Origin of the sequence: Rubripirellula tenax, from assembly GCF_007860125.1 — a bacterium.
GTDB classification, from domain to species: Bacteria; Planctomycetota; Planctomycetia; order Pirellulales; family Pirellulaceae; genus Rubripirellula; species Rubripirellula tenax.
Window position 1 is genome coordinate 787,428 of record NZ_SJPW01000004.1, and the last position, 20,124, is coordinate 807,551.

Annotated in this window: 25 protein-coding genes and 1 other RNA gene; 11 read left to right on the forward strand and 15 right to left on the reverse strand. The window is 56.6% G+C overall.

Translation table 11 applies throughout. From position 1 onward, the window contains the following. Positions 1 to 11: 11 nt before the first annotated feature. The 8 genes from Poly51_RS17725 to Poly51_RS17760 form a co-directional block, all read right to left on the reverse strand. A complete protein-coding gene (locus tag Poly51_RS17725; RefSeq protein WP_146459084.1) occupies positions 12 to 359 on the reverse strand; it encodes a hypothetical protein in 348 nt (115 codons plus the stop codon). A 2-nt stretch (positions 360 to 361) separates the two neighbouring features. Beyond that, positions 362 to 691 carry a DUF2190 family protein gene (locus Poly51_RS17730; protein WP_146459085.1) on the reverse strand — a complete coding sequence of 110 codons (330 nt, stop codon included), beginning with the start codon at positions 689 to 691 and terminating at the stop codon, positions 362 to 364. A 57-nt stretch (positions 692 to 748) separates the two neighbouring features. After that, positions 749 to 1,390 carry a phage major capsid protein gene (locus Poly51_RS17735; RefSeq protein WP_449314219.1) on the reverse strand — a complete coding sequence of 214 codons (642 nt, stop codon included), beginning with the start codon at positions 1,388 to 1,390 and terminating at the stop codon, positions 749 to 751. A gap of 6 nt (positions 1,391 to 1,396) precedes the next feature. Next, positions 1,397 to 2,764 carry a hypothetical protein gene (locus Poly51_RS17740; protein WP_146459087.1) on the reverse strand — a complete coding sequence of 456 codons (1,368 nt, stop codon included), beginning with the start codon at positions 2,762 to 2,764 and terminating at the stop codon, positions 1,397 to 1,399. Further along, the gene (locus tag Poly51_RS17745) at positions 2,736 to 4,229 is read right to left on the reverse strand and encodes a phage portal protein (RefSeq protein WP_146459088.1); all 1,494 of its coding nucleotides are present in this window, start codon (positions 4,227 to 4,229) and stop codon (positions 2,736 to 2,738) included. Before Poly51_RS17745 ends, Poly51_RS17740 begins: the two co-directional genes overlap by 29 nt. A 64-nt stretch (positions 4,230 to 4,293) precedes the next feature. Further along, positions 4,294 to 4,491, reverse strand: a complete 198-nt coding sequence (locus tag Poly51_RS17750; protein WP_146459221.1) for a hypothetical protein — start codon at positions 4,489 to 4,491, stop codon at positions 4,294 to 4,296. Between the two features lie 107 nt (positions 4,492 to 4,598). Next, positions 4,599 to 6,866 (reverse strand): terminase gpA endonuclease subunit, encoded by a 2,268-nt coding sequence (locus Poly51_RS17755; RefSeq protein WP_146459089.1) that lies wholly within the window; start codon positions 6,864 to 6,866, stop codon positions 4,599 to 4,601. Beyond that, positions 6,856 to 7,062 carry a hypothetical protein gene (locus Poly51_RS17760; protein ID WP_146459090.1) on the reverse strand — a complete coding sequence of 69 codons (207 nt, stop codon included), beginning with the start codon at positions 7,060 to 7,062 and terminating at the stop codon, positions 6,856 to 6,858. The genes Poly51_RS17755 and Poly51_RS17760 overlap by 11 nt, the downstream gene beginning before the upstream one ends. A 249-nt stretch (positions 7,063 to 7,311) precedes the next feature. Here Poly51_RS17760 and Poly51_RS17765 point away from each other — a divergent pair, with 249 nt between their 5' ends. From Poly51_RS17765 to Poly51_RS17810, 11 genes are all read left to right on the forward strand, one after another. After that, positions 7,312 to 8,169, forward strand: coding sequence for an amidoligase family protein (locus Poly51_RS17765; RefSeq protein WP_186775631.1), 858 nt, complete (start codon positions 7,312 to 7,314; stop codon positions 8,167 to 8,169). Between the two features lie 288 nt (positions 8,170 to 8,457). After that, positions 8,458 to 8,619 carry a hypothetical protein gene (locus tag Poly51_RS30530; protein WP_186775632.1) on the forward strand — a complete coding sequence of 54 codons (162 nt, stop codon included), beginning with the start codon at positions 8,458 to 8,460 and terminating at the stop codon, positions 8,617 to 8,619. A 42-nt stretch (positions 8,620 to 8,661) separates the two neighbouring features. Next, positions 8,662 to 8,937 (forward strand): hypothetical protein, encoded by a 276-nt coding sequence (locus Poly51_RS17770; RefSeq protein ID WP_146459092.1) that lies wholly within the window; start codon positions 8,662 to 8,664, stop codon positions 8,935 to 8,937. 132 nt (positions 8,938 to 9,069) lie between these two features. After that, a complete protein-coding gene (locus tag Poly51_RS17775; RefSeq protein WP_146459093.1) occupies positions 9,070 to 9,285 on the forward strand; it encodes a hypothetical protein in 216 nt (71 codons plus the stop codon). Positions 9,286 to 9,570: 285 nt separating this feature from the next. Further along, positions 9,571 to 9,819, forward strand: a complete 249-nt coding sequence (locus Poly51_RS17780; RefSeq protein WP_222435883.1) for a hypothetical protein — start codon at positions 9,571 to 9,573, stop codon at positions 9,817 to 9,819. A gap of 59 nt (positions 9,820 to 9,878) precedes the next feature. Continuing rightward, positions 9,879 to 9,940, forward strand: an RNA gene (locus tag Poly51_RS17785) — hammerhead ribozyme type II. Positions 9,941 to 9,969: 29 nt separating this feature from the next. Beyond that, the gene (locus Poly51_RS17790; protein WP_186775633.1) at positions 9,970 to 10,464 is read left to right on the forward strand and encodes a winged helix-turn-helix domain-containing protein; all 495 of its coding nucleotides are present in this window, start codon (positions 9,970 to 9,972) and stop codon (positions 10,462 to 10,464) included. Between the two features lie 9 nt (positions 10,465 to 10,473). Continuing rightward, positions 10,474 to 10,707: a hypothetical protein gene (locus Poly51_RS17795; RefSeq protein WP_146459096.1), complete on the forward strand. Its 234-nt coding sequence runs from the start codon at positions 10,474 to 10,476 to the stop codon at positions 10,705 to 10,707. Between the two features lie 239 nt (positions 10,708 to 10,946). Then, positions 10,947 to 11,180 (forward strand): hypothetical protein, encoded by a 234-nt coding sequence (locus Poly51_RS17800; RefSeq protein WP_146459097.1) that lies wholly within the window; start codon positions 10,947 to 10,949, stop codon positions 11,178 to 11,180. A gap of 10 nt (positions 11,181 to 11,190) precedes the next feature. Then, complete coding sequence (locus tag Poly51_RS17805; RefSeq protein ID WP_146459098.1) at positions 11,191 to 11,412, forward strand: DUF4314 domain-containing protein; 222 nt, start codon at positions 11,191 to 11,193, stop codon at positions 11,410 to 11,412. Between the two features lie 9 nt (positions 11,413 to 11,421). Continuing rightward, positions 11,422 to 11,742, forward strand: a complete 321-nt coding sequence (locus Poly51_RS17810) for a hypothetical protein (protein ID WP_146459099.1) — start codon at positions 11,422 to 11,424, stop codon at positions 11,740 to 11,742. Between the two features lie 3 nt (positions 11,743 to 11,745). Here the strand turns inward: Poly51_RS17810 and Poly51_RS17815 are convergent, their stop codons facing one another. The 7 genes from Poly51_RS17815 to Poly51_RS17845 all read right to left on the reverse strand — a co-directional run bounded on the left by Poly51_RS17815 (position 11,746) and on the right by Poly51_RS17845 (position 20,092). Continuing rightward, a complete protein-coding gene (locus tag Poly51_RS17815; protein ID WP_146459100.1) occupies positions 11,746 to 13,056 on the reverse strand; it encodes a DNA modification methylase in 1,311 nt (436 codons plus the stop codon). 117 nt (positions 13,057 to 13,173) lie between these two features. Further along, positions 13,174 to 13,986, reverse strand: coding sequence for an AAA family ATPase (locus Poly51_RS17820; RefSeq protein WP_222435884.1), 813 nt, complete (start codon positions 13,984 to 13,986; stop codon positions 13,174 to 13,176). Between the two features lie 408 nt (positions 13,987 to 14,394). Further along, positions 14,395 to 16,572 carry a bifunctional DNA primase/polymerase gene (locus Poly51_RS17825; protein WP_146459101.1) on the reverse strand — a complete coding sequence of 726 codons (2,178 nt, stop codon included), beginning with the start codon at positions 16,570 to 16,572 and terminating at the stop codon, positions 14,395 to 14,397. Further along, positions 16,572 to 18,233, reverse strand: a complete 1,662-nt coding sequence (locus Poly51_RS17830; RefSeq protein WP_146459102.1) for a DEAD/DEAH box helicase — start codon at positions 18,231 to 18,233, stop codon at positions 16,572 to 16,574. The genes Poly51_RS17825 and Poly51_RS17830 overlap by 1 nt, the downstream gene beginning before the upstream one ends. Then, positions 18,230 to 18,751 carry a RusA family crossover junction endodeoxyribonuclease gene (locus Poly51_RS17835; RefSeq protein ID WP_146459103.1) on the reverse strand — a complete coding sequence of 174 codons (522 nt, stop codon included), beginning with the start codon at positions 18,749 to 18,751 and terminating at the stop codon, positions 18,230 to 18,232. The genes Poly51_RS17830 and Poly51_RS17835 overlap by 4 nt, the downstream gene beginning before the upstream one ends. Positions 18,752 to 18,845: 94 nt before the next feature. Next, positions 18,846 to 19,304, reverse strand: a complete 459-nt coding sequence (locus tag Poly51_RS17840) for a DUF669 domain-containing protein (RefSeq protein ID WP_146459104.1) — start codon at positions 19,302 to 19,304, stop codon at positions 18,846 to 18,848. Between the two features lie 2 nt (positions 19,305 to 19,306). Further along, positions 19,307 to 20,092, reverse strand: a complete 786-nt coding sequence (locus Poly51_RS17845) for an ATP-binding protein (RefSeq protein ID WP_146459105.1) — start codon at positions 20,090 to 20,092, stop codon at positions 19,307 to 19,309. Positions 20,093 to 20,124 lie beyond the last annotated feature (32 nt).

The window sequence follows — 20,124 nt, forward strand, 5'->3', positions numbered from 1 at the left end:
GCTCCTTAACTCTAAAAAATGACCCAGAGGATCGGATTGATTTGTTCGACGGTCGAAACGAAGCGAATAGGCAGTCCGCACATCACTTCCGACTTCAGGTACAACGGTTTCGACGGATTGAAAAGTTTGCTGCCCGTTGTGGACGAGCGAACGTAGTAACCGAGCTGGACGACTTCTTCGTCGGGAAGCAACGCTTGCACACGCCATGTCGCTTCGGTCGAGGCGACGGCAATGCAGAAGCACGTTGCGAACGGCGATGCTCGAAGCCACTGGCTCGTCTTGCGATCTTCGGCAAACACCAGACGTTCGATCGCCTTGGCCCGGTCGGCCGTTACTTGGCTGATCGACGCCATAACCATCCTTATTGACTTAGTCGAACACGGACGGTGGGTGTGTTGGTGCCGGCGGAAAGCACGGCTTTGCCGAGCAACTTGTTGCCGGTCGCAGTCGTGACCGATTGGCCAGCGGTCGCGTCCCAGTAAACCTTGGCACCGGCCGAAACCGAGATCGCGGGATCTTTGGCAACATCAAAGACACCTTCGACGCTGATTGCGCCGAGCACATTGGCTTTGATGTCGTGCTTGGTGATGCCGACCAGTTCGCCTTGCACGACGACACTACCGGCGGGGAGATCGGCGTCGGGCGTGTAGTCAACGGCCGCTCCCTCTTGAACGAAATCTGCTGCGGACATGGATTGTTAGACCTGAGGTTTGAGACTTGAGTTTTGAGCGAGAAAGTTAAACGGGGATCACGCTTCACCGGTGACCTTCACGGCGGCACGATGATCTTGCGAGTTCACACCGAAGTCGATGAAGGAGCGGAAACCCATGCCGAGCATGTTCGGTGGCATTTCGACTCGTTCGATCACCGGAGTGCGGCGACCATTGAGGAACACGATCTCGAACGCGGGAAGGATGCTCGGGTTGGCGAACAAATACCAAGCCTTGCCACTCGCGCCGGTGTAGTACGAGTCCGACAAATGCGGCGTGCTGATGACGCGGTACTTGTTGCGGTGTGGGTTGTCGACTGGGATCTTGGTCGGCGAACCCTGGGCGTCGATCATCAACTGAGCCGAACCCATCAACAGTTCCGCTTCGGTTTCCAGCTCGACTGGAACGACCAAGTATTCGGGCCGAATGTTGATCGGCTTTTGATCCTTCGGCTTGTTGCCAGGACCAGCCTTCTGCTTGCGGAACGTCGTCTTGGCAACCGTCAAACTGTCGGGACCGAACTTCGTGTCGGTTCCGGACAACAAGTTGCCATTGCCGCCAGTGAAGAAGCCAGCGTTCTTGAGCAACAAGGTGAAGAACAGATCGTCGATCGACTCGGCACCCGATCGCCCCATTTGACGCGGGATGTCCATGAATGCCGACAGGTCATCGTTGATGATGTCCTGTCAAGTCAGCATCAAGATTTGACCATAGGTGTCGGCCTTGTTGCTATACTTCTGCTCGGACAACTTTCCGTGCTTCAGTTCGCCATCGGGAGCGACTTGTTCAAAGCCGCCGGTACCGAGCAAACGGTAACGCGAGACTTCCTTGAAGTCCGACACGGTGCCGACGCTACAGAGATCAAAGGCAGCGATCGGCGTGTTGGTGTAAGCCGCCAAAAGCGTCTTGTTCATCACGTTTTCGAGGATGCTCGGCAAACTCATCGTCGAGAACCCGGCACGGATCGTCGCGGTTCCGTCACCAAAGACACGCGGAACGTCGATCCCTTCCATGCGAGCGCACTCTGCGACCAGTTCTTTCAAACCGATGTGTCGCATCGGATCCGCCTGGTTCAAAGTGCGTTCACCGTAGCTGGCCAGCAGTGTCTTTTCGTCGATACCGACCGACAAACATGCCGCGGCTTCGAGCACTGCACGAGTGAATCCAGGTTTCGACGTTCCCGATTCAGGAGCCTTTGGTCGTTCACTTCGCAACACAGTCAACTCCGTTTTCGTGACGCTCCATCCTTGTTCGATTGCATCGGCTTCGATCGACGCATGTTTGTTGTCACACACCTTGCGAATGCCGGCGATACGACGAGATTCGCGGGCGGCCTCGGCTCGCATTTCAGCGACAGGAGAATCCGCAGGTTTGGATTGCGTCTTTGGCTTCGTGCTCATGTTCAAACTCGCATTGACGGGTTCGAGGTCGTCGGTATCTTCATCCGTGTCGCTGGGATCATCGCCCTCGGCGTAGTTGCCGGCAGCGACGCGAGCCTCGGTATCGTCGTCAGCACCCAAGGCAACGAACGAAACCTCGCCCAGCGTTGACTTGCGAGCCACATAGACTGGCCCTTTGAACTCGCGTCCGTTGGCGTTTGCCGTTTTGCCTTCAGGGATGAAAACAACCTTGTCGGCACTCGCACCCAGCGAGGCTTGCCAGGGAAAACCGTTCTCACTGGTCGCGATCACTTCCTGAGCCGTCGCACCAACCCCTGAGATCACGCCGGCGACTTCGAGCGATTTGTAGGTGATCGCAATGTCGTCGGTGTGTCCGACAATGCTTCCCCGATCGTGGTCTTTCAGAATCGGACGCGACTTGCGAGTCACTCGCATGCCAGCCAAGTCAACGACAACCGGATAAGGCCAACCGCCAAGCCGCATCGCGCCGCCGGTATATGCGGTCATCGAGAACTTGCGAAGCGACGGCTTGCCTTCTTCCGGCGTTTCGGCCGCGGCGAGCGTAATCGTCGCCGCATCATCACAAACGATTCGCAACGAACTGGGAACGGATTCGGCGTCGGCTTCAAGCGGCGCGTGCTGTGTCTTCGGCATTGTCTTCCGTGACCTTGGTTGAGGTTTGGGGTTGAGTTTCATCGCTGGCCGACAGACCAAGCTCACGCATCAGCGACACTTCTTTGGCACGCTGTTTGAGTTCCGTCTCCCAATCACGCCCCTGCCGCGCAAATTCGATGGCCAGAGTCGTCGTATGATTCGAGAGACGGATCTTTTGGGCGTTGGCTTCTTTGGCGGGATCGACATGCTCATGTCCGTCCCAGAACCATTGGTGCTCGAACGTTGAATCGAGCGTGCGAAGCGAATTGGGCAGATAGCCCTCGATGAGAATGGCTTCGCGAAGCCAAGCAATCAAAATGCGATCCAGAACGACGCGAGCAAGCTGGGTTTGCTCAACACGGATCGACTTGAAGTAGGTTTGGTGGTCGAGTCGCCCACTGGCATAGTTGTAACCGCTAGAATTTCCAGCGGCGACGTTGAATGGCATGTTCAAACAACGAGCGATCTCGTTGAGTATCTCTTTCTTGAACTCCGCATACGTGGTCGATGGTTGCTCTGACCTCATTTGAGCCATCTTCCAACCACCGGGCATCGTGAGCAGCATTCGCTTCTCAAGTTCGATTGGCTCGAATGGCTCCGCAGCGTCCGCTTCGCCATTGGCCGGCGCGTCGGTGTAGAGGATGCCGGCGAAGTCGGCCGCAGTTTCAGCAGCAGCGAGCACCGCGAGCGTGAACCGACGAAGTTGTGCAAATAGAGGCAACGCCGGCGTGATATCGGGAATACCGCGAATCTGACCTGGACGATCGCAGCGGAAGTAGTGCAGCACCGCGGCGGCCGGCACCGTGTCGAACTCTTCGTCGATCGTGAACGTCACATCGCCAGGATGTTCACGCAGCACGTCGTAGCTGAGCGGGTTTCCGTCAGCATCAAACTGAATGCCGTCAAGGTAACGAGAGCGATCCGCAACCAGCGTCGGTGAGGCCACTTGGTCGGCTTCGATCAACCGCAAATCCAGTTTCACTGTCGCGTCGATGCGTTCGTTGCTGGTCAGCAAACCAAACGATTCACCGTCCGAAACGCGGGCAAGCCGCATCGTTCGCAGCTTTTCCGCCAAGCCGACCGCTTCCGCCCAAGCAAAGAATTCCGCTTCAACGAAACGATTTGCAGCATCATCCGGCGTCAGCATTTGCAGTCGCGGCCCAGTACCAACAACGTCATTCGCCAGCGTCAGCGTGATCCCGCGAGCGTAACTATTGTTGGCAACCTCGTATCGTGACCGATTGCGAAGCGTTCGCCGAACATCAGGACTATTCGCGGCGGCGGACGACAAACCATCGGCTCGCGACCAATGCTTCATGTTGTCGAGCGTCGTATTCGCGGCGTCGTACCTCGCACGAAGCCGCGAGAAGAAGGGCTGCCGGGGCGAGCGTCCCGGTGCGGATGAAGAGTGAGAAGCTCCGCCGCGCCATGCTTGCTCGATAATCCCTGACAAACGTTTCAACATCCGTGTTGTAATCCTATTGCCGTCCCCGGCAGCCCTACTGTACTTCGTAAACCAAAAAGAAAGATCAACCAGCTGAGGGTGGAACGATCTTGTTGAAACGCAAACCACGATTGGGTTTGCTAACGGCGTCCTTGCCAGCGAGATGCTTATCTGCAGCAATTTGCTCCGTCAGCTTGTGCTGCTCAACGGAACCGGCGTCGCCCGAAGCCTTCGCAGGCCCAGCAGCGTTCTCACGAATCTCGTCTTCGAGGTTGTCTGCCAAAACTTGATTCCACATTGAGTGATGCAATGTCTCACTGTTAGTAGACCTTCCGACTTTTGAAGCAAAACGGCGACGCTACGAGATATTTTTTAAGAAATAGTTCGCAATCAGCTTCGTTTTCGGTGCTGCATCTCCTTGAAGCTGATTCGTTTCGTGGTTGGCATACGTTCGATATCCGTTCCAAACAACAATGCACCTTGCATCGACGCACCGACGGCGGTGCCAACCAAGCAATCGAGCCAGTGATTGTCGGGCTGCTCTGGGCGGGCTTTCCACTCGTCGACTGTTCGGCCGCGCCCCTCGGTTTTGATGAAATACTCAGCAGTGACTTGCTCGGCGAACATACGGTGTTGTTCCAAGCGATCACCGAAGACAGAAAGGCATCCTCTATCGCCCATTGCGACAGCCAGTCGGGCGTGAGTGAAGGACTTCCACCAGTTTGTGTCGTAGATGATGTGGCGGATCGCTCGCTTGCCGTGGACGCTTGGCACACGCCAATTGAGTCCAACGCGATCTCCGGGGCGGCGTTTGTATTCGCTGAATGGATTGGAGGACGCGCCAACAAAACGTCCATGAGACGGAAGCAGTATCGAGGCATGTGGACTCTGTCGGCAAAATTGATAAACGACGTTTGTCGAGTGTCCCCAGTTCGCGTCGATCAAACACCGACCAATCTTCATCGCGGCTCCATCGTCGCGTAACCATTCACGGCCAAGCAAATCTGTGGTCAACGAATCGAGACCGGCATAGATGCTTCCCTCGAGCCCCGTTCCATCCGACGCAGACGCCAGCGTGTGCCGCGCATCGCGAAGCGTGAAATACGGGCGTTGTTGATCGGGGTACGTTCCATAGTCAACAACGTATCCTGTGAAATCGTCTTCCCAAGCGGCGACAACGTAGAACAGCAACTTGCCTTGGACGTCGATAAATGTCGTGAGATGATTGCCAGCGATCGGAACAGTTCGACGCGGCATATTATTGAACTTGCCAGCCACCTGATCGGCGGTCAATTGATCGGCATCAACTGTTTCTACGGGAAGTGGTTCGTTCTGATACTCGGCGAAAAATGCGGCTTCGTCCTGCAATTTCAGATTCATTGCGTGTTGAATCGCCGAGAGCTCGTCATGATTAAAGCGTTCTTTCCACGAAACGTCCGCTCCCTCGTCCATCGCCGCTTTGTTTTCGCGATAGAACTCAGTGCCAGCCTCTCCACCATCTCCAGCACGCAATCCCTCGGCACGAATTTCGGCATAGCGTTCCCATAGCGTTTCGTTGGTCGGGAAAGAGTTGACCATTCGCGTGCGTTCACCATTCCATTCTGGGTGGCGATCACGATCGAGGATGCTGTCGGCCATGTCGCCTGGACGAATCACGGTGCATGGCATGATGCCAGAGATCTTCCTGCCTGGGCCTGCGAGTCCCAGCACCGCGCCGGCAAGAATCGCTTCGCGATTTGCACATTGCGAGAGCGAACGTGCAGATTCATCCGTTTGAGGATCATCGAGGACGACCAACGAGGGCCGGACCGTTCGGCCGTCAGGACGTTTAAACTTCATCCCTCGGATTCGTCCGGTGAGACCGGCAACTTTGATGATCGCGCCGCTCGCTTTGCTGCCGGCAATCGTTGGCAAGACGACCTCTTTCGCCGTCCAACCTATTTGCGTCCGCTTACCTTGATAGAGCTGCCCGTTGGCGCGGTTTGCGATCCCATCGAGCGATTGAATCGGAAAGCAAACCTCGGGATAGTCGGCCAGGAGCAGTTCGTTGGCATCGAGTTCCGTTTTGATCGAATCAAGCATGTCGCAGGCGTGGCCTTCGTCGCTTCCGATCAAACAAACGAAATCGCGGTAGCCATTGAGCACTGCCCAGATGCACGCGACCTCCGCGAGCGAACTCTTGCCGCTTCCACGTGCCATTGCAAGCGAGAATAGACCACCGCGAACAACTGCCTCTTCGATCTTTCGCATGACCTTCAAATGGTCAGGGGACCACAACAGATGGAAGGTCAATTTGAAATAGGTCTCGCAAAAGTACTGGAAGCTGCCCGTAGCATTAGCTTTTCGATCCGGATCTTCAATCATCGGAAGGTCGCCGATGTCTCGACCGGCGAGTGCAACCGCAGCATTGCGGGCGCGTGCCTTCTCTTTGACCTTCGCATACGGATCTTCGTCGGCCGGCGGCTTTGGCTTATGTCGCTTTTCGATGAGCCACGCATTGAACTGTAAAAGGTTCACGTGCGTTCCGTCACCAATGCGGATGCCCGCTTCGGTTCGATAGCGATAGAGCTGGCGGTCGTTGATGACCGTTCCGAGGGAAGTGCTATTTAGCGTTCGGCAGCACTCGCTCGGCTTCATTTTCAGGACATCAATCGCCACGGTGCTTCTCCTGCAAGAGCCATGCGGTGTAGTCGACGACGTTCACAGTCCCGTCGGCATTAGTCGGCGCGCCGGCATCGATGTCGGCTTGAATTTGCTCGATTGGCACGCGTTGTCGATACGCATTGCTCAACAAACTTGATAGTCGATCGACCGGCATTCTCTTGATGTCGATCTGGATTGGCTTGTCTTCCATGACGGACTCGTTAGTAGGGATCGCGACACGCCGCACACGACGACGACTGTCGCGAAAGCTCGCTTGTTTGGCATGGTCGGCCGCATGTTCGTGCCGGCGACATGGGGCCAAAACTGGCGGCGTGTGGGGGTAAAAAGAAAGCTGGCGATTACTGAAACATTACTGCCGGAACTGAGTTGAGGTGTTCCGAAACGCATGGCTTCATGTGCATTCAACAAACGAATTCACACGCCTTACGGAGACCCAACCATGCACGCAAACAACATCGCCTTCGGTATCGAAATCGAAACCCACATGCCCGGCACCGACACCACGCCGATCGGCGGATACCACAACGGCTTGCCGGTTGCCTGGCTGCCCTCGGGTTGGAAAGCAGAACGCGACGGAAGTATCCGCACGCCGGCCGGACGCAAACCCTGCGAGTTTGTTTCGCCGGTCCTTCGCGGCTACGAAGGACTCGCCAACGTCGAAACCGCGGTCGACGCGATCAAAGAACGCGGCGCACGGATCAACGAATCTTGCGGACTGCACATCACGGTTTCCTGGAACGGCGACGCCGCGGCCCTGGCCCGCCTGATTTCGCTGATCGCGAACCACGAAAGCGCGATCTACGCTTCGACCGGCACCAAACGCCGCGAACGAAACCAATGGGCTAAGCAAATCAAAACGTACGGCAACAAAGACGCCGCGAAGACACGCTGCGAACGAGACCGCTACCACCTTCTCAACCTGACACATTTGGCCGCCGGCCGAAACCGGATTGAGATTCGGGCCTTCGCTGGAACGCTCAACAAAACGAAATTGATCGGATACATCCAAATGATTCTGGGCTTGGTAGAACTCGCCCTCAATACGCGGCGCTGCAGCGGATGGGACTACGCAAAGAAACCCGGCACCAAATCTTGCTGGGACCGACCGGACGCCGGCCACGGCGAAACGGAATTGAATCGGCTCTTCTACCGACTCGGTTGGACGAAGGGTTGGTACAAGGGCAACCTTCGCAACAAACGCTTCGGCGAACTTTCGGTCGGCGAACAAACCTGCGATTGGAAACCGATCAAAAAGAAGCTTCTCGACCTCGCCCGCAAATACGATCAAGCGGTTTAAACGCCGGTTGGATTCCAACAGCGATACGCCGCGAGCCAGACCGCGGCGTTTTCTCGTTTTCTTCCCGCGACGTTCGCCACACGTCGCGTTTTCTCGGAAGGTCAAAGGTAGGCGGGCGACTTTTGCGACAACGCGACTTGCCCCGTTTGTCGGCCTCGTGGGGCATCGCAAAAAACATTGAGAAAGACTGCAAATTGCTGTCGGAATCAACTTGCTGTGCCGCGAAACGCATGGCTCATGTGTGTTAACGCAAGACGTTCTAGCCAACGGAAACACAGGGAAAAACAAATGACGCAACGCAAAGCCCACGAGATCAAACCAGGCGACCGAATCAATGGGGGCGAAGTTTTCGACACCGTTCGACCGACCTTCGGCGGCTTCTATATCCCGATGGTGGATGGCACGCGGATCAACGTCGCAACGATCGATTCGCCAGTCACTACCGAGTAAGCCCAAACACCTTTCACTCTTTTCCAAAACGGAGACACAAACATGACCATTTCCCAACTGATCGAGTTGCTCGAAGACTTCCGCGAACAACACGGTGACGACACCGAGGTGCGTTTGATGACGCAACAAAACTGGCCCTTTGAAAACCGTATCGCCGGCGTGACCAGCGGCGCGGAGATGAACGAGGCGAGCGAAGAAGACCCCTGCGAATATTTCGACGACCAGGACGTTGCCGAAGATGCGATGGTCTACATCGTCGAAGGCGGGCAGATTTGCTACGGCAGCAAGCGGGCATGGGAAACCTGCCGCGATTGCTAATGGCCGTCCAACAAAAGAAGTTCGGAGAACATTCAAAACGTTTTCCGAACTTCGCTTGTTTGATTCGGAACCGCATGGCTGATGTGTGTCACCGAAACGATTCTTTCCCTTTCCGCAAACGGAGACACAACCATGGCCAACCCAAAAAACCGCCAACGAGTCGAAGACGCTTACACCGCCGCACACATCCGGGCGCTGACGTTGCTCGAAGACATGCACCAAACAATCGAGGATATGCCGGCTCCCGACGACGAACATTCGATCAATTGGGAACACGTCGGTTCGCTGCAATACGTCTGCGAGAAGCTCAAGGAATTGAAGGACTTCGTCACACCGGCCGGCGAATAGGTTTCCATTGGCAACACTTCGGCCGCGCCAGCCAGCGCGGCCGTTTTTCGTTGGACCGCCGCCGACGTTCGCCCGTGCCGCGTTCGTTCGCAACCACTCGGCAAACCATGCCGAACTGTTTCGTCGGCCCACAAACGCCAATTTCGGCGGTGTTTGGAAACATCGAGAAAGACTGCGGATTACTTCCGAAATCCGCTTGAGCTGTTTGTAAACGCATGGCTCATGTGTGTTAACGCCGAACGACGGCGAACAACAAACCTTTTCCCCGGAGACAGAAACATGCCGATGAACGAAACCAAAACCGCCCGCGCAAACGCCCTTCGTCCGCTCTTCCGAAACATGGACCCGCACAAGGCCCAAGAGATTCGCCAAGCGTACTACGCCATCTCGGACAACCTCGGATCTTTGTCCGAGGCTCTTGAGATAGCCGACCTCGACAACGGCGGACCAGCCGGCCCGCTGCTCGAAGAGCACTACATCTTTTGCGAACTGTTGCGAAAGTTCGACGAGAGCGTTTTGGGCGCGATCCTCTAACACGCCGGCCGAAAGGCAAACGCCGCGAATGGAATCGCGGTTCGAGACGCAAGGACGAAAGCCGAAACGCAATCGGGCGTTGTCGCGAGTGGTACTCGCGGCCTGACGATGGCAGCCAACCACGAACGAAACCCAAACGGAGAGACGAAGATGAAAAAGACAGACGTAAAGATCGGTGGCGAGTACTTCGCGAAGGTCACCAACAAAAAGGTCACGGTCCGGATCGACGCGGAGAATCGCAGTGGCGGCTGGGACGCGACGAATCTTTCCACCGGAAAGAAGATTCGGATCAGAACGGCCGGCCGGTTGAGCGGACCGTCCGGCAGTACCGCGGAAACAGAAACGCCGGCGACTGAGACGCGTGCTCGCAAACGAGTCTCGAAGAAGAAGGACGCAACGGCGATGCCGACCGGGGAGAAGAAGCTTTCGTGCGTCAATGCAGCGTTGCAGATTTTGGGTGAATCGGCTGAACCGATGAACGCCCAAGAGATGATTACCGCGATGGTCGAAAAAGGTTTGTGGGAAAGCCCTGGCGGTAAGACTCCGCACGCCACGCTGTACTCCGCCATCCTTCGCGACATGAAACGCGGCGACGAAAGCCGGTTTGTGAAAACCGAACGCGGCCGGTTCACGGCGCGGGCATAGGACGTAGCGATGAAATTCATTTGCGACGTCCGCCAGGTCACCGACTTGGCCGAAGGAGAAACCGCACCGCCGGAACCCGACATGGGTTACGAGTTGCGGTCGACCGCCGGCAACAACTTTGAAACCGGCTTGGTGGAGTATGTGGTCCGCCGCGGAGACACGATCTTCGCGCGGACGACGGCCGGCGACGAGTTCGCGGTCACGGGCAAGAACGCCCACGTTTTGGTACCGCTCGGCTTCTAGCCCGAACGCCGCCGACAACGCCCGACGTTTGCAACGTGCGGGCGTTTCGTCGTGACTGGCGTAACGATGCCCCACACATGACGCGCTAAACACGCCGCAACGTCGCGGGCTTACGGCTGCCGGCGAAAAACACCCAAGACTTTTCAAATGTTTTGCGGACTTTGCTTGATGTGTTTTCAAAGTCATGGCTCATGTGTCGTTGTACGAACGGTTTTTCAAACACAAACGGGAAGAACGAAATGGCAAAGATTGAAACGCTGGCCGCGCGACCGGTCGAACCGGCCGCGGCATATGACAACGCCCACCAGATTTCACGCGATCTGTTGCAACACATCGAGTTGCAACTCGACCGAATGATTCGGCCAGACAACAAAGCACTGCGTTGGACGCACGTCCGAGCACTGAACTTGGTCAACGCTCAACTTTCTGAAGTCGCCGCTTTGGTCAACGAAACCAACAACGCTCGCAACTAGGAACACAGCTATGCAAACCAACATCAAGGCGGGCGATCGAGTGCGGTTGCTTTCGATGCCCGACGACCCAGATCCGATTCCCGCCGGCACCACCGGAACGGTGGCCGGCGTTTATCCGCAAAGCGATTGGACGCAAGTCGATGTCGATTGGGACAACGGCCGGTCGCTGATGCTTTCCATTCCACCGGATCGAGTCGCAGTGATTTCGCGGCCGGCCGACAACACGAACTGAGGAACAACGATGTCCACACGAGCCATGATCGCAGTCCGCCGAAAAGATTCGTTCTACGACGCTGCGTACTTACATTTTGACGGATACCCCGAACACACTGGAGAAACCCTAATGCAACATCACAACACTCAAACGGCCGCCGAAACGCTGATTGCCGGCGGCGAACTTCGATGCCTTGATCGTAAGACGGGAACGCCGGAACGTTTCGCCAACACTCGCCCGCCAGCGATCCTGCCGACGCATGATTCGCTAATCGAATTCGCGAAAAACTGTGGGGCTCAATACGTCTATGTCTTTGACGACGGAGCTTGGTCCTGCAAGGAACTCTAGCCATTACCGCATGTTCTCTTCACGCTTGCCCATCGGGATGGGCGATTCTCCAGTCCGTTCGAGAACGGCAGCGTTGCCGGTGAAGCGTTGGTAGCGGTCGACGATCACGTCGCAATACGGCGGATCGAGTTCCATCAAGAACGCTTTTCGGCCGGTCTGCTCCGCGCCGATCAACGTTGAACCGCTGCCGCCGAAGAGATCGAGCACGTTGTCACCCTTGCGTGACGAATACTGCATCGCTTTGACCGCGAGATCCGCCGGCTTGCCAGTGAGATGTTCCAACTGTTGCGGTGGAATCTTCTTGACGTGCCAAAGGTCAGTCGCGTTGTTTGGGCCAAAGTACTTGTGGCCGGCACCTTCACGCCATCCGTAGAACGCCCATTCGTGCGCGCCCATGAAATCCTTGCGCGTCATCACTGGGTGCATCTTGTCCCAGATGATGGCCTGCGAGAAATACAGCCCGCTTGATGCCAACACGCCCGGATAATTTCCGATGTTGGAAAAGCCTCCCCAGATATAAAAGCAACGGCCGGGCTCCAAGACACGAGCGATGTTGCCGAACCAGGCTTTCAATAGCCGGTCGAACTCTTCATCGGAAACGAAGTCGTTGGCCAGCGGACGATCCTTCGCTCGCATCTTTTTTGGCCCGTCTTTCGACTTGCCCTTGCCAGCCTCGAACGAACTATTGCCGGCTGCGATCGCGTTCTTACTTCGAGGCTCGACCTTCACGTTGTACGGCGGATCGGTATTGCAAAGCTGAATCTTCGCGCCGTTCAAAAGCCGATCGAGGTCTTCGACGCTGGTCGAGTCTCCGCACAACAAACGGTGATCGCCGAGGATCCAAAGGTCGCCGGGCTGCGTGATCGCATCGTCGGGCGGTTCAGGGATGTCATCCGGATCCGTCAAACCTTGCGTCACGCCGGGCTCAAGCAAAGCAGCAAGTTCGTCCGAATTGAAACCAAGCAACTCGCAATCGAACCCTGATTCTTGCAACGCACCAATCTCAAGCGGCAGTAGATCGTAGTCCCACTGTGCATTCTCGCCGGTTCGGTTGTCGGCGATCCGGTAGGCACGAATTGCTTCGGGTTCCATGTCCTTTGCGACGTGGACGGGGACTTCCGCAAGGTTCAAAACTTTGGCGGCTTTAAACCGGGTATGGCCGACGATGATGACGCCGGCGGTATCGACAACGATCGGCTGGCGAAACCCGAACTCGTTGATGCTTTGCACGACGTCGGCAACCGCGTCGTCATTGATACGGGGATTGTTTTCGTAAGGCTTGATTCGATCAAGCGACCACATTTCGACCTGCATGGGCAGCGTCCTTTTCCAAAGGGGAGAAACGGAAAAGGGTCGATCGTTGGGTGTTTGGTTGGTTGGCTGGGTGTTTTGTTTGTTAATTGCTTCGGCAAGCCTCTACATCAATTCAAATCAATCGTCGCGGACGTCATCGGGTATTCGGCGCTCAGTGATGGAATTGAATCGAACGGTTGCGCCGTCTCGCCATGTCAAAATAGGTGTTGAAATAGATCGAGCCGTTTCAACGATGGTTCTCGTTGCTTCGTCGGCGGCCGATTCGAGTCGCTGGACGAAGCCGGTCGGTTCGCTTGCGTTCGAAATCGTATGATTGGCGAGCAACGCCGGCGTGTGTTGATTCATTGAAGCGACGGTCGATTCGCGAAAGCAGACAGTTTGCCCCAATTCGCTTGAAACAGACGATTCGCTCGGATACCAAGTGGCGTCGAGAATCGCCCAGCGATCGGCGAGCGATGAGTAGTGATCGGCAAAGTTTCGGATGCCTTGATCGAAACGCCGGCGGATGGTCGGTTCGGGAATGTTATGGCCGCCCTGGCGGACTCGGTTGGCCACTCGCTCGACAGCAAAATCCGCCGTGGGTAGCCAGACAAAGATTAACTCGATGGTGTATCCAAATTGCTCTTTGAGTTTGCGGAGGCGTTGAGCGTGCCCGCGACCAGCAAGAGTCGTTTCGATCGCGAACGTTTCTCGCCGCCGAGCCAGTTCGTCGATCCGGCCGAGCATCAACCGGCCGGCGGCGACGGCTTGGGAATCGGGATTGAACGGAGACAGACCGGCGGCGATCAGGTCGGCGTTGACGAATTCACGGCAACCGGCGAACTCGGGCAGGTACGACATCGCGAACGTCGTTTTGCCGGCACCGTTCGGACCGGCGATGACGTGAATGGTTGGTTTGGCGGAAATTGTCTTGATTCCTTTTGGCCGCACTTTACGAGATTTTGAGTAAGACACCAACGCTGTGGAAATTGTTCGGACAATCGAAACTAACTGTGGCTAATACGGCCGCTGTTCCCGTAGCCCTGACCAGCGACACGATCCGCCGGGAGTACCTACGCTTTGGTTGGGCCGCACGCTGGCGTGATCCTTCCCCCGAATCCTTCCCCAACCCCGTGCGAGGGCTGGCGGACTGAGTTTTGGTCATCGCGGGCATGAGCGGGGGAACAGGGGAAGTATTCATAGAAAGAGAGAGATTGTTCCTATATCTGTTAGTCAAACGTCCTTTGGAATCCTTCTCTAATCCTTCCCCGACGCTGGGGAAGGTTTGGGAAGGATTCATTGCTTTCGGGTCGAATCCTTCTCTATTTGGGGAAGGATTGGGAAGCGTTGGTGAAGGTTTCATTCGGCGACGACTCGCTGGAAGCCGCTCGCGGTTTTGGTCGCGGTCGGCATCGTGACTGGCACGATCTCGCCTTGTTGGACGAGCGTGAGAATGATCTGGTCGAGGTCGGCGGCTTTGCACTTCATATATTTGAGGATGTGCTGTCGTTGCATTCGCTGTTCGGGTTGCTCGCCGAGTCGTTTGAGCAGCTTCAAGCACTCGGCATGAAACGGGTTCTCCGCGACGTGGACGGATGCGAGATACAGTTGCCGGCGGGTTTGATGCATCGCGAACTCGGTCGCCCACTCAACGGCCGGCAGTCCAATGAGCGGTTCGATGTGGTTTTCGCTACACGCATAGATCAACGCCAGCTTCTTGGCGTGTTCACACGTTCGACTCCACGCAGTACGAGCGACCTCATCAACAGCCTCTTCGGCAGCGTCGTATTCGCGTTCGGTCATCAATCGAACGTGGTCGATCGCTTCGGCGGCATCCGGTGTAACTTGAATCACCAGCGGCTTGGGGTGGAAGTTCAGAAAGTTGCCAGAGCCAGGCTCGAAGTCCGCCCACCACTTCGCGGTATCCAGAATGTCCTCGGGCAGGTCACGGGCCGAGCCTGGTGTTTGCCCAGTGCCTCGTTTGCCGACGTCGATGATGTTGAGGCGTGCAAAGAATCCGTTGGTCAACATTCGCTTGGACAACGATTCGTAGAAGTACTGCGGTGTCGCAGTGCCGAATAGCGTCAAATGCGGTTGGTCGATATGGATGGCGTCTTTCTGGTTCGCCTTTACGCGGATGGGATAGACGTCGCCGGCAGAGGTGTAGAGCGTCAGCAGAATGTTCGGAATCGACTCGCGGCTGTTTTCGCGGTCGAGGTTGATCTGACGAAGCACTCCGTCCATCTCGTCATTTTGAAAAAGCATGCGGCCGGTTCGCACCAATGCGTCCTGAATACCTTCACCCGAGGCGAATTTGTCGCCGAGCGATCCGGACATGCCTATTTGAAACAGAATCTGCGAGTTGACTTTGCGCGGAAACTCCTTGCCGGTCCCGCTGCTAGCGAGCGCGAGCAAATACAGATTCGTGCGCAAGTCACCCGACGTGCAGACTTTTCGGCCGGCAAGAAACGATTGCAGCGCCATCGCACCGCAAAATGCGAGACCAATATTCGGATAGGGAGCGTTCGCGAGCGTGAAGTCCATGACTCGGCGAACGAAACCCGGCACGTCAAATAGTCGCTCGGGTAGTTGCCCTGGATCGGGCGTCGATTCGGGTGGCGGAGGTTGGGCAGAAACCGCGGGTTGAGCACTTCCGACCATGAACCGGCTAAGGTCCACATCGTTGTCGATGGGCTCGATCGGACCATCGTCACGAAGCCAGCCGAATGGGCGACCGTGCGGCTTTGTCGCTGCTTGATTAACCTTGTGCTGCAGTTCCTTGTCGGACCAACATGGATTACAGCGAGGGTTGTAGTGGTCGGTCAGAATCGCGAGCGAAATCGCTGGATCGAGACCAAAGCCATGAACGAGCGCCGTCGCGGCGGCATAGGTTTGCGAGTGACCGCCACTGCCGGCGATCGCTGGCGGCATCGCGTTCACGTAGGCGATTGCCCGCGATTCCACGTCGTTGCCCACACTTGGCGACTGTGGCGGCAAAGTGGCGATTTGTTGCGGTGGCTTCGCGGTTCCGCGTCGATGGATGACGGCATCCGCAAGTGCTTTGACACACGCAGACAACATTGGCGAGGGAACAGGTGCCGGCTCTCCATCGAGTGTTTCGTAGGTTTCGCCATCGGGATGCACACTCGGCCCGACGACCGTTTGAGTTCCGGTTGAACGCAATTCGACGATCATCGAGCCATCGCTCGGATCGGTATGCTTTTCAGTGGTCGCACCGATTGCGATGTACCAACGATGCGATCTTGGGGCTGACGGCCGGCCGGTGATTGCTTGCGTTGGGGGCAGATAACTATCAGCCAATTCGATCGCTTCGGGACAATCGAGATCAACGTCGACGAGCCAACCAGACGGCTCGCCAAGGATGATTCCGATATTGCCTTGTTCGGGAAAGACCTCGGGATTCAATCGAAGATTCGTCCAGTCACGTCGTGCCGGTGACTTTGATCGCGGGCGCAGCGGCACGCAGTACCAGCCACGCTGGCGATAGTTCGTGACTTGCTCCCGCACATCGGCCATCAAAAGGGTGCCTCTTCCAATGCTGCGTTTGGAATCTTGCCGAGCGATTGTTTGATGATGCGGTCGTATTTCTGGCCTGCGATCGAGCGGACCGTCAGCGTTTCGGTCAAAGCGAGCAAACCTGATTCGGCGATATCAATCGCTTCTTCAGCATTCGTTGGACAAGGATCGAGGCAACGATCACGCCACCACGCTTCGGCTTTACGACGTGCGTAGCCAGGGTGCTCGATGCAGATGAACTCGCTTTGCCAGCGTTCGAGTCCGATCATGTAGTCGACGCGTAAACAGCGAGGTGCGTCTTCGTCAGCATCGCGTTTGCGATGGATGCGATAGATAATGTCTTGGACGTCGTACTCGGTGTCGGTCACTTCACCAGACAACACGCCGGCCTCGCTAGCCTCGGCATCGTGGGCTTCACGCTGCGGAGGCGGAAACGGATGACCGCACTCGGGACAGTTGGCATAGCCACATGCGACCAACGCGTGACACTTCTCGCATTCTTTCGCCGGCGGACCTTGGTCAGGACGCTTGGCTTTGTCCTTCGGCTTAATCTGGTCGATCGGACCGTGACGCTCGATGTTGCCACCGAAGTCGAGGACCAGACAATTCTGTTTGTCGGGGTGTAAGCGGAAACCGCGGCCGACGCATTGGTAGAGCAATCCCGGCGACATGGTTGGACGCAGCATCACGACACAGTCGACACGGGGTGCATCGAACCCGGTGGTGAGCACGTTCACATTGCAGAGAAAGCGTAGCGTTTCGGTTTCGATTAACGTTGTTGGGGCATCGCCACGAAAGCGGGCCAACAATTCGTCTCGTTCGCCCGCTGGTGTCTCGCCAGTCACGAAACCACACTCGATATCGTGGTTTTCCCGCAACACTTCGACCACACGCCGGCCGTGTGCGACGGACGACGCGAAGATGAGGACCGCCCGGCGATCAGCCGTCAGTTCTACGATCTCGGCGCACGCGGCCGACACAAGGGCGTCGTCGTTAACCAGCGATTCGATTTCTTCGCTGACAAACTCGCCGGCGCGGATATGCAGACTGCCAAAGTCGGCTCGGTGCACGCCGGCTTTGGAAATGAGCGGACTCAGGTATCCGTCACGGATCAGTTCCTTGATGCCGATTTCGTAGCAGACTTCATTCAAAAAGTGGTCCGCCGAGCAGATCATGCCGGAGTCGAGGCGGAACGGAGTGGCTGTCAATCCGATAACGCGAACGTGCGGATTGACAACCTTGCAGTCAGCCAGGAACTGCCGATACATGCCGTCGCCCTTCTTTGAGATCAGATGGGCTTCATCGACAACGACCAGGTCAAACGGATCGAGGTCACACGCTCGCTTGTAGATGCTTTGAATGCCAGCGACCAGAACTGGCGTGTTAGTGTCTCGCTTCTTAAGGCCAGCCGAATACAGACCGACCTTGATGTCCGGACACAAGCGACGCACTTTGTCAGCATTCTGTTCGAGAAGCTCTTTGACGTGAGCCAAGATCAGAACGCGACCGCTCCATTGCGTCACGGCGTCGGATGCGATCTTTGCGAGCACGAGACTCTTGCCGGCACCCGTTGGTAAAACAGCGACGGGATTGTCGTCGCGGTTTCGCAGGTGATCGTAGACCGCATCAACGGCGGCCTGTTGGTAGGCACGCAACTTCATGCTATCCGCGCTCCGTTGCGATATTTGCGACCGCGAGCAATCGGGACGAAACCGGTGAGTCGGCTACGCCAACGCGTGCATTCTTCGCAAAGCCGATTGCCAGGGCCGAGCGAATAAAATTCGTCATCGCAGCGAAGACAAAATCGGTATCCAGGCTCGCCCAGCTTTGCCGGCACGCGACGGACGATGACCTCCGTTCGCGGGCAGTCCGCTTCCGGCTCGAACTTTTCGACTGTCAAACGAACGATCTGACTGTCGTCGTCATACGCTCCGCCAGCTTGCATCGCATCGAGCAACGCCTTGAGCGAGTTGTCCACGTCGCGGCGACGACGATCCACTGGTATCAAGCGAATGTCAACGATCAAGTCGCCGTCGTGCTTCTTCACCTTTTGAAGCTTCATCAGTCCGCGAACCGTTCTGCGGTACTCGCGACCTTCTTTACTGACGAGCACGCGGGTGCCGACGTGTCGCCAATAGCGATTGACTGAGGGAGGAAACGGAAGTTGCAGTCGCAGCATGATGTATCACTTGAATCGGTGTCGGCAGACAAAAAAACAGCCGACCGGAATTGGGAGGCCGGCCGGCTGTCGGGCTTGGAAACTGTGACCGAGATCAACGTTTCCAAGGGGCGTCCGTGCCGCTGACTTGCGAAGCGGCGATCGGCTGAGCGACGACGTCCTTCTTCGAGTAGCCCTTCACTTCGTTTTGCAACTCGCCGGTGTCGTTGCGACGTTTGACTCGCACGTGAATCACGCACGGCAAGTTGTGTAAGTCCGCCGAGTCGGTTGGCACCAAGACGCCAACCGACCGGCAGATCGCAGACAACTCCCGCCGGGCGATTTCCACCGCGGTCGCGTTGGGGTTGTCGAGGTTGAGACGCACCCAGAGAAGACGGTTTGCGTACTCGCCCTCCACGATCTGAAACGTCAACTGCAGGTAGTTGCCCGTGCCAGATTTCGTGGGTTTCATTTCGCTGTCAGTGATGACCGCGACGTACTTGCCGGAGGGGATCGGTTCGAGGTCGTCGGCTGGTTCGACAGTGTTTGCATCAAAGCCGTTGAGGTTGGCCATGGTTAGTTACCTTGGGTTTGAGGAGTGGGTGAGTTGTTGGTCAGTGCATTCACGAACGCCGACCACGAGAGCGGCAATTCTTCAGCGATGCCGTAGCGATTCTTGGCAACGCAACTGGGAGATCCGTAAGCACGCACGACACGTTCACCACCGTCTTTTCCGATGGCATGTGCAATCGTGCGTTTGCGATTGAAGCCACCGTCTTCGCTTTGCGTCCGCATCTTGCGAGTCGCGAACAGCACGGCGTCGCACCATTCCTTCACGAGGGCAGCGGCGTGCTTGTGCAGTCGCGGCGAATAGCGGTCGTAGGGTGAGGATTCAGGATCCTCGAACCGCTCGACCTTGGAATGAGCAATCAGAACGATCACCATGCCGCGAGAACGCAGCACATTGAGCAGGTCGAGCACTTCACGCCACAATGAGAGGGCGTGCATGTAACCGCGAGCGTACCCGCCATCGACTTTTTCGATCGACTCGACAGCGTACTGCTGACAAAGTTTGTCCCAGACGAGACGCTCTAGCCAATCGAGCGAGTCGATCACGACGGATTCGTATCCGTGCTTTTCATTGACGAGCGTTTTCAGAGCGGCGACGACGTCATCGAACTTTGTCGCCAGTGGAAAGCGATCGCATTCGATTTCGTCGAGACCGTCTTCGGTTTGAATGAAGATCGGTTTGGGAGCCTCGCTGCCGAAGGTCGACTTGCCGATGCCTTCGACACCGTAAAGCAAGACTCGCGGCGGCTTCGATTGCCGGCCGGATTGGATGGTTTCGAGGAGGTTGGTCATGGGTTGGATGAATCCTTATTGAATGGTTGAGA

Excerpts from the sequence above, each read along its gene's own strand:
- Poly51_RS17745 (WP_146459088.1), bottom strand. The coding sequence starts at position 4,229 with ATGTTGAAACGTTTGTCAGGGATTATCGAGCAAGCATGGCGCGGCGGA.
- Poly51_RS17765 (WP_186775631.1), top strand. The coding sequence starts at position 7,312 with ATGCACGCAAACAACATCGCCTTCGGTATCGAAATCGAAACCCACATG.
- Poly51_RS17825 (WP_146459101.1), bottom strand. The coding sequence starts at position 16,572 with ATGGCCGATGTGCGGGAGCAAGTCACGAACTATCGCCAGCGTGGCTGG.
- Poly51_RS17835 (WP_146459103.1), bottom strand. The coding sequence starts at position 18,751 with ATGCTGCGACTGCAACTTCCGTTTCCTCCCTCAGTCAATCGCTATTGG.
- Poly51_RS17815 (WP_146459100.1), bottom strand. The coding sequence starts at position 13,056 with ATGCAGGTCGAAATGTGGTCGCTTGATCGAATCAAGCCTTACGAAAAC.
- Poly51_RS17740 (WP_146459087.1), bottom strand. The coding sequence starts at position 2,764 with ATGCCGAAGACACAGCACGCGCCGCTTGAAGCCGACGCCGAATCCGTT.
- Poly51_RS17800 (WP_146459097.1), top strand. The coding sequence starts at position 10,947 with ATGGCAAAGATTGAAACGCTGGCCGCGCGACCGGTCGAACCGGCCGCG.
- Poly51_RS17845 (WP_146459105.1), bottom strand. The coding sequence starts at position 20,092 with ATGACCAACCTCCTCGAAACCATCCAATCCGGCCGGCAATCGAAGCCG.
- Poly51_RS17840 (WP_146459104.1), bottom strand. The coding sequence starts at position 19,304 with ATGGCCAACCTCAACGGCTTTGATGCAAACACTGTCGAACCAGCCGAC.
- Poly51_RS17760 (WP_146459090.1), bottom strand. The coding sequence starts at position 7,062 with ATGGAAGACAAGCCAATCCAGATCGACATCAAGAGAATGCCGGTCGAT.
- Poly51_RS17790 (WP_186775633.1), top strand. The coding sequence starts at position 9,970 with ATGAAAAAGACAGACGTAAAGATCGGTGGCGAGTACTTCGCGAAGGTC.
- Poly51_RS17830 (WP_146459102.1), bottom strand. The coding sequence starts at position 18,233 with ATGAAGTTGCGTGCCTACCAACAGGCCGCCGTTGATGCGGTCTACGAT.
- Poly51_RS17730 (WP_146459085.1), bottom strand. The coding sequence starts at position 691 with ATGTCCGCAGCAGATTTCGTTCAAGAGGGAGCGGCCGTTGACTACACG.
- Poly51_RS17805 (WP_146459098.1), top strand. The coding sequence starts at position 11,191 with ATGCAAACCAACATCAAGGCGGGCGATCGAGTGCGGTTGCTTTCGATG.
- Poly51_RS17810 (WP_146459099.1), top strand. The coding sequence starts at position 11,422 with ATGTCCACACGAGCCATGATCGCAGTCCGCCGAAAAGATTCGTTCTAC.
- Poly51_RS17795 (WP_146459096.1), top strand. The coding sequence starts at position 10,474 with ATGAAATTCATTTGCGACGTCCGCCAGGTCACCGACTTGGCCGAAGGA.
- Poly51_RS17770 (WP_146459092.1), top strand. The coding sequence starts at position 8,662 with ATGACCATTTCCCAACTGATCGAGTTGCTCGAAGACTTCCGCGAACAA.
- Poly51_RS30530 (WP_186775632.1), top strand. The coding sequence starts at position 8,458 with ATGACGCAACGCAAAGCCCACGAGATCAAACCAGGCGACCGAATCAAT.
- Poly51_RS17775 (WP_146459093.1), top strand. The coding sequence starts at position 9,070 with ATGGCCAACCCAAAAAACCGCCAACGAGTCGAAGACGCTTACACCGCC.
- Poly51_RS17725 (WP_146459084.1), bottom strand. The coding sequence starts at position 359 with ATGGTTATGGCGTCGATCAGCCAAGTAACGGCCGACCGGGCCAAGGCG.
- Poly51_RS17780 (WP_222435883.1), top strand. The coding sequence starts at position 9,571 with ATGAACGAAACCAAAACCGCCCGCGCAAACGCCCTTCGTCCGCTCTTC.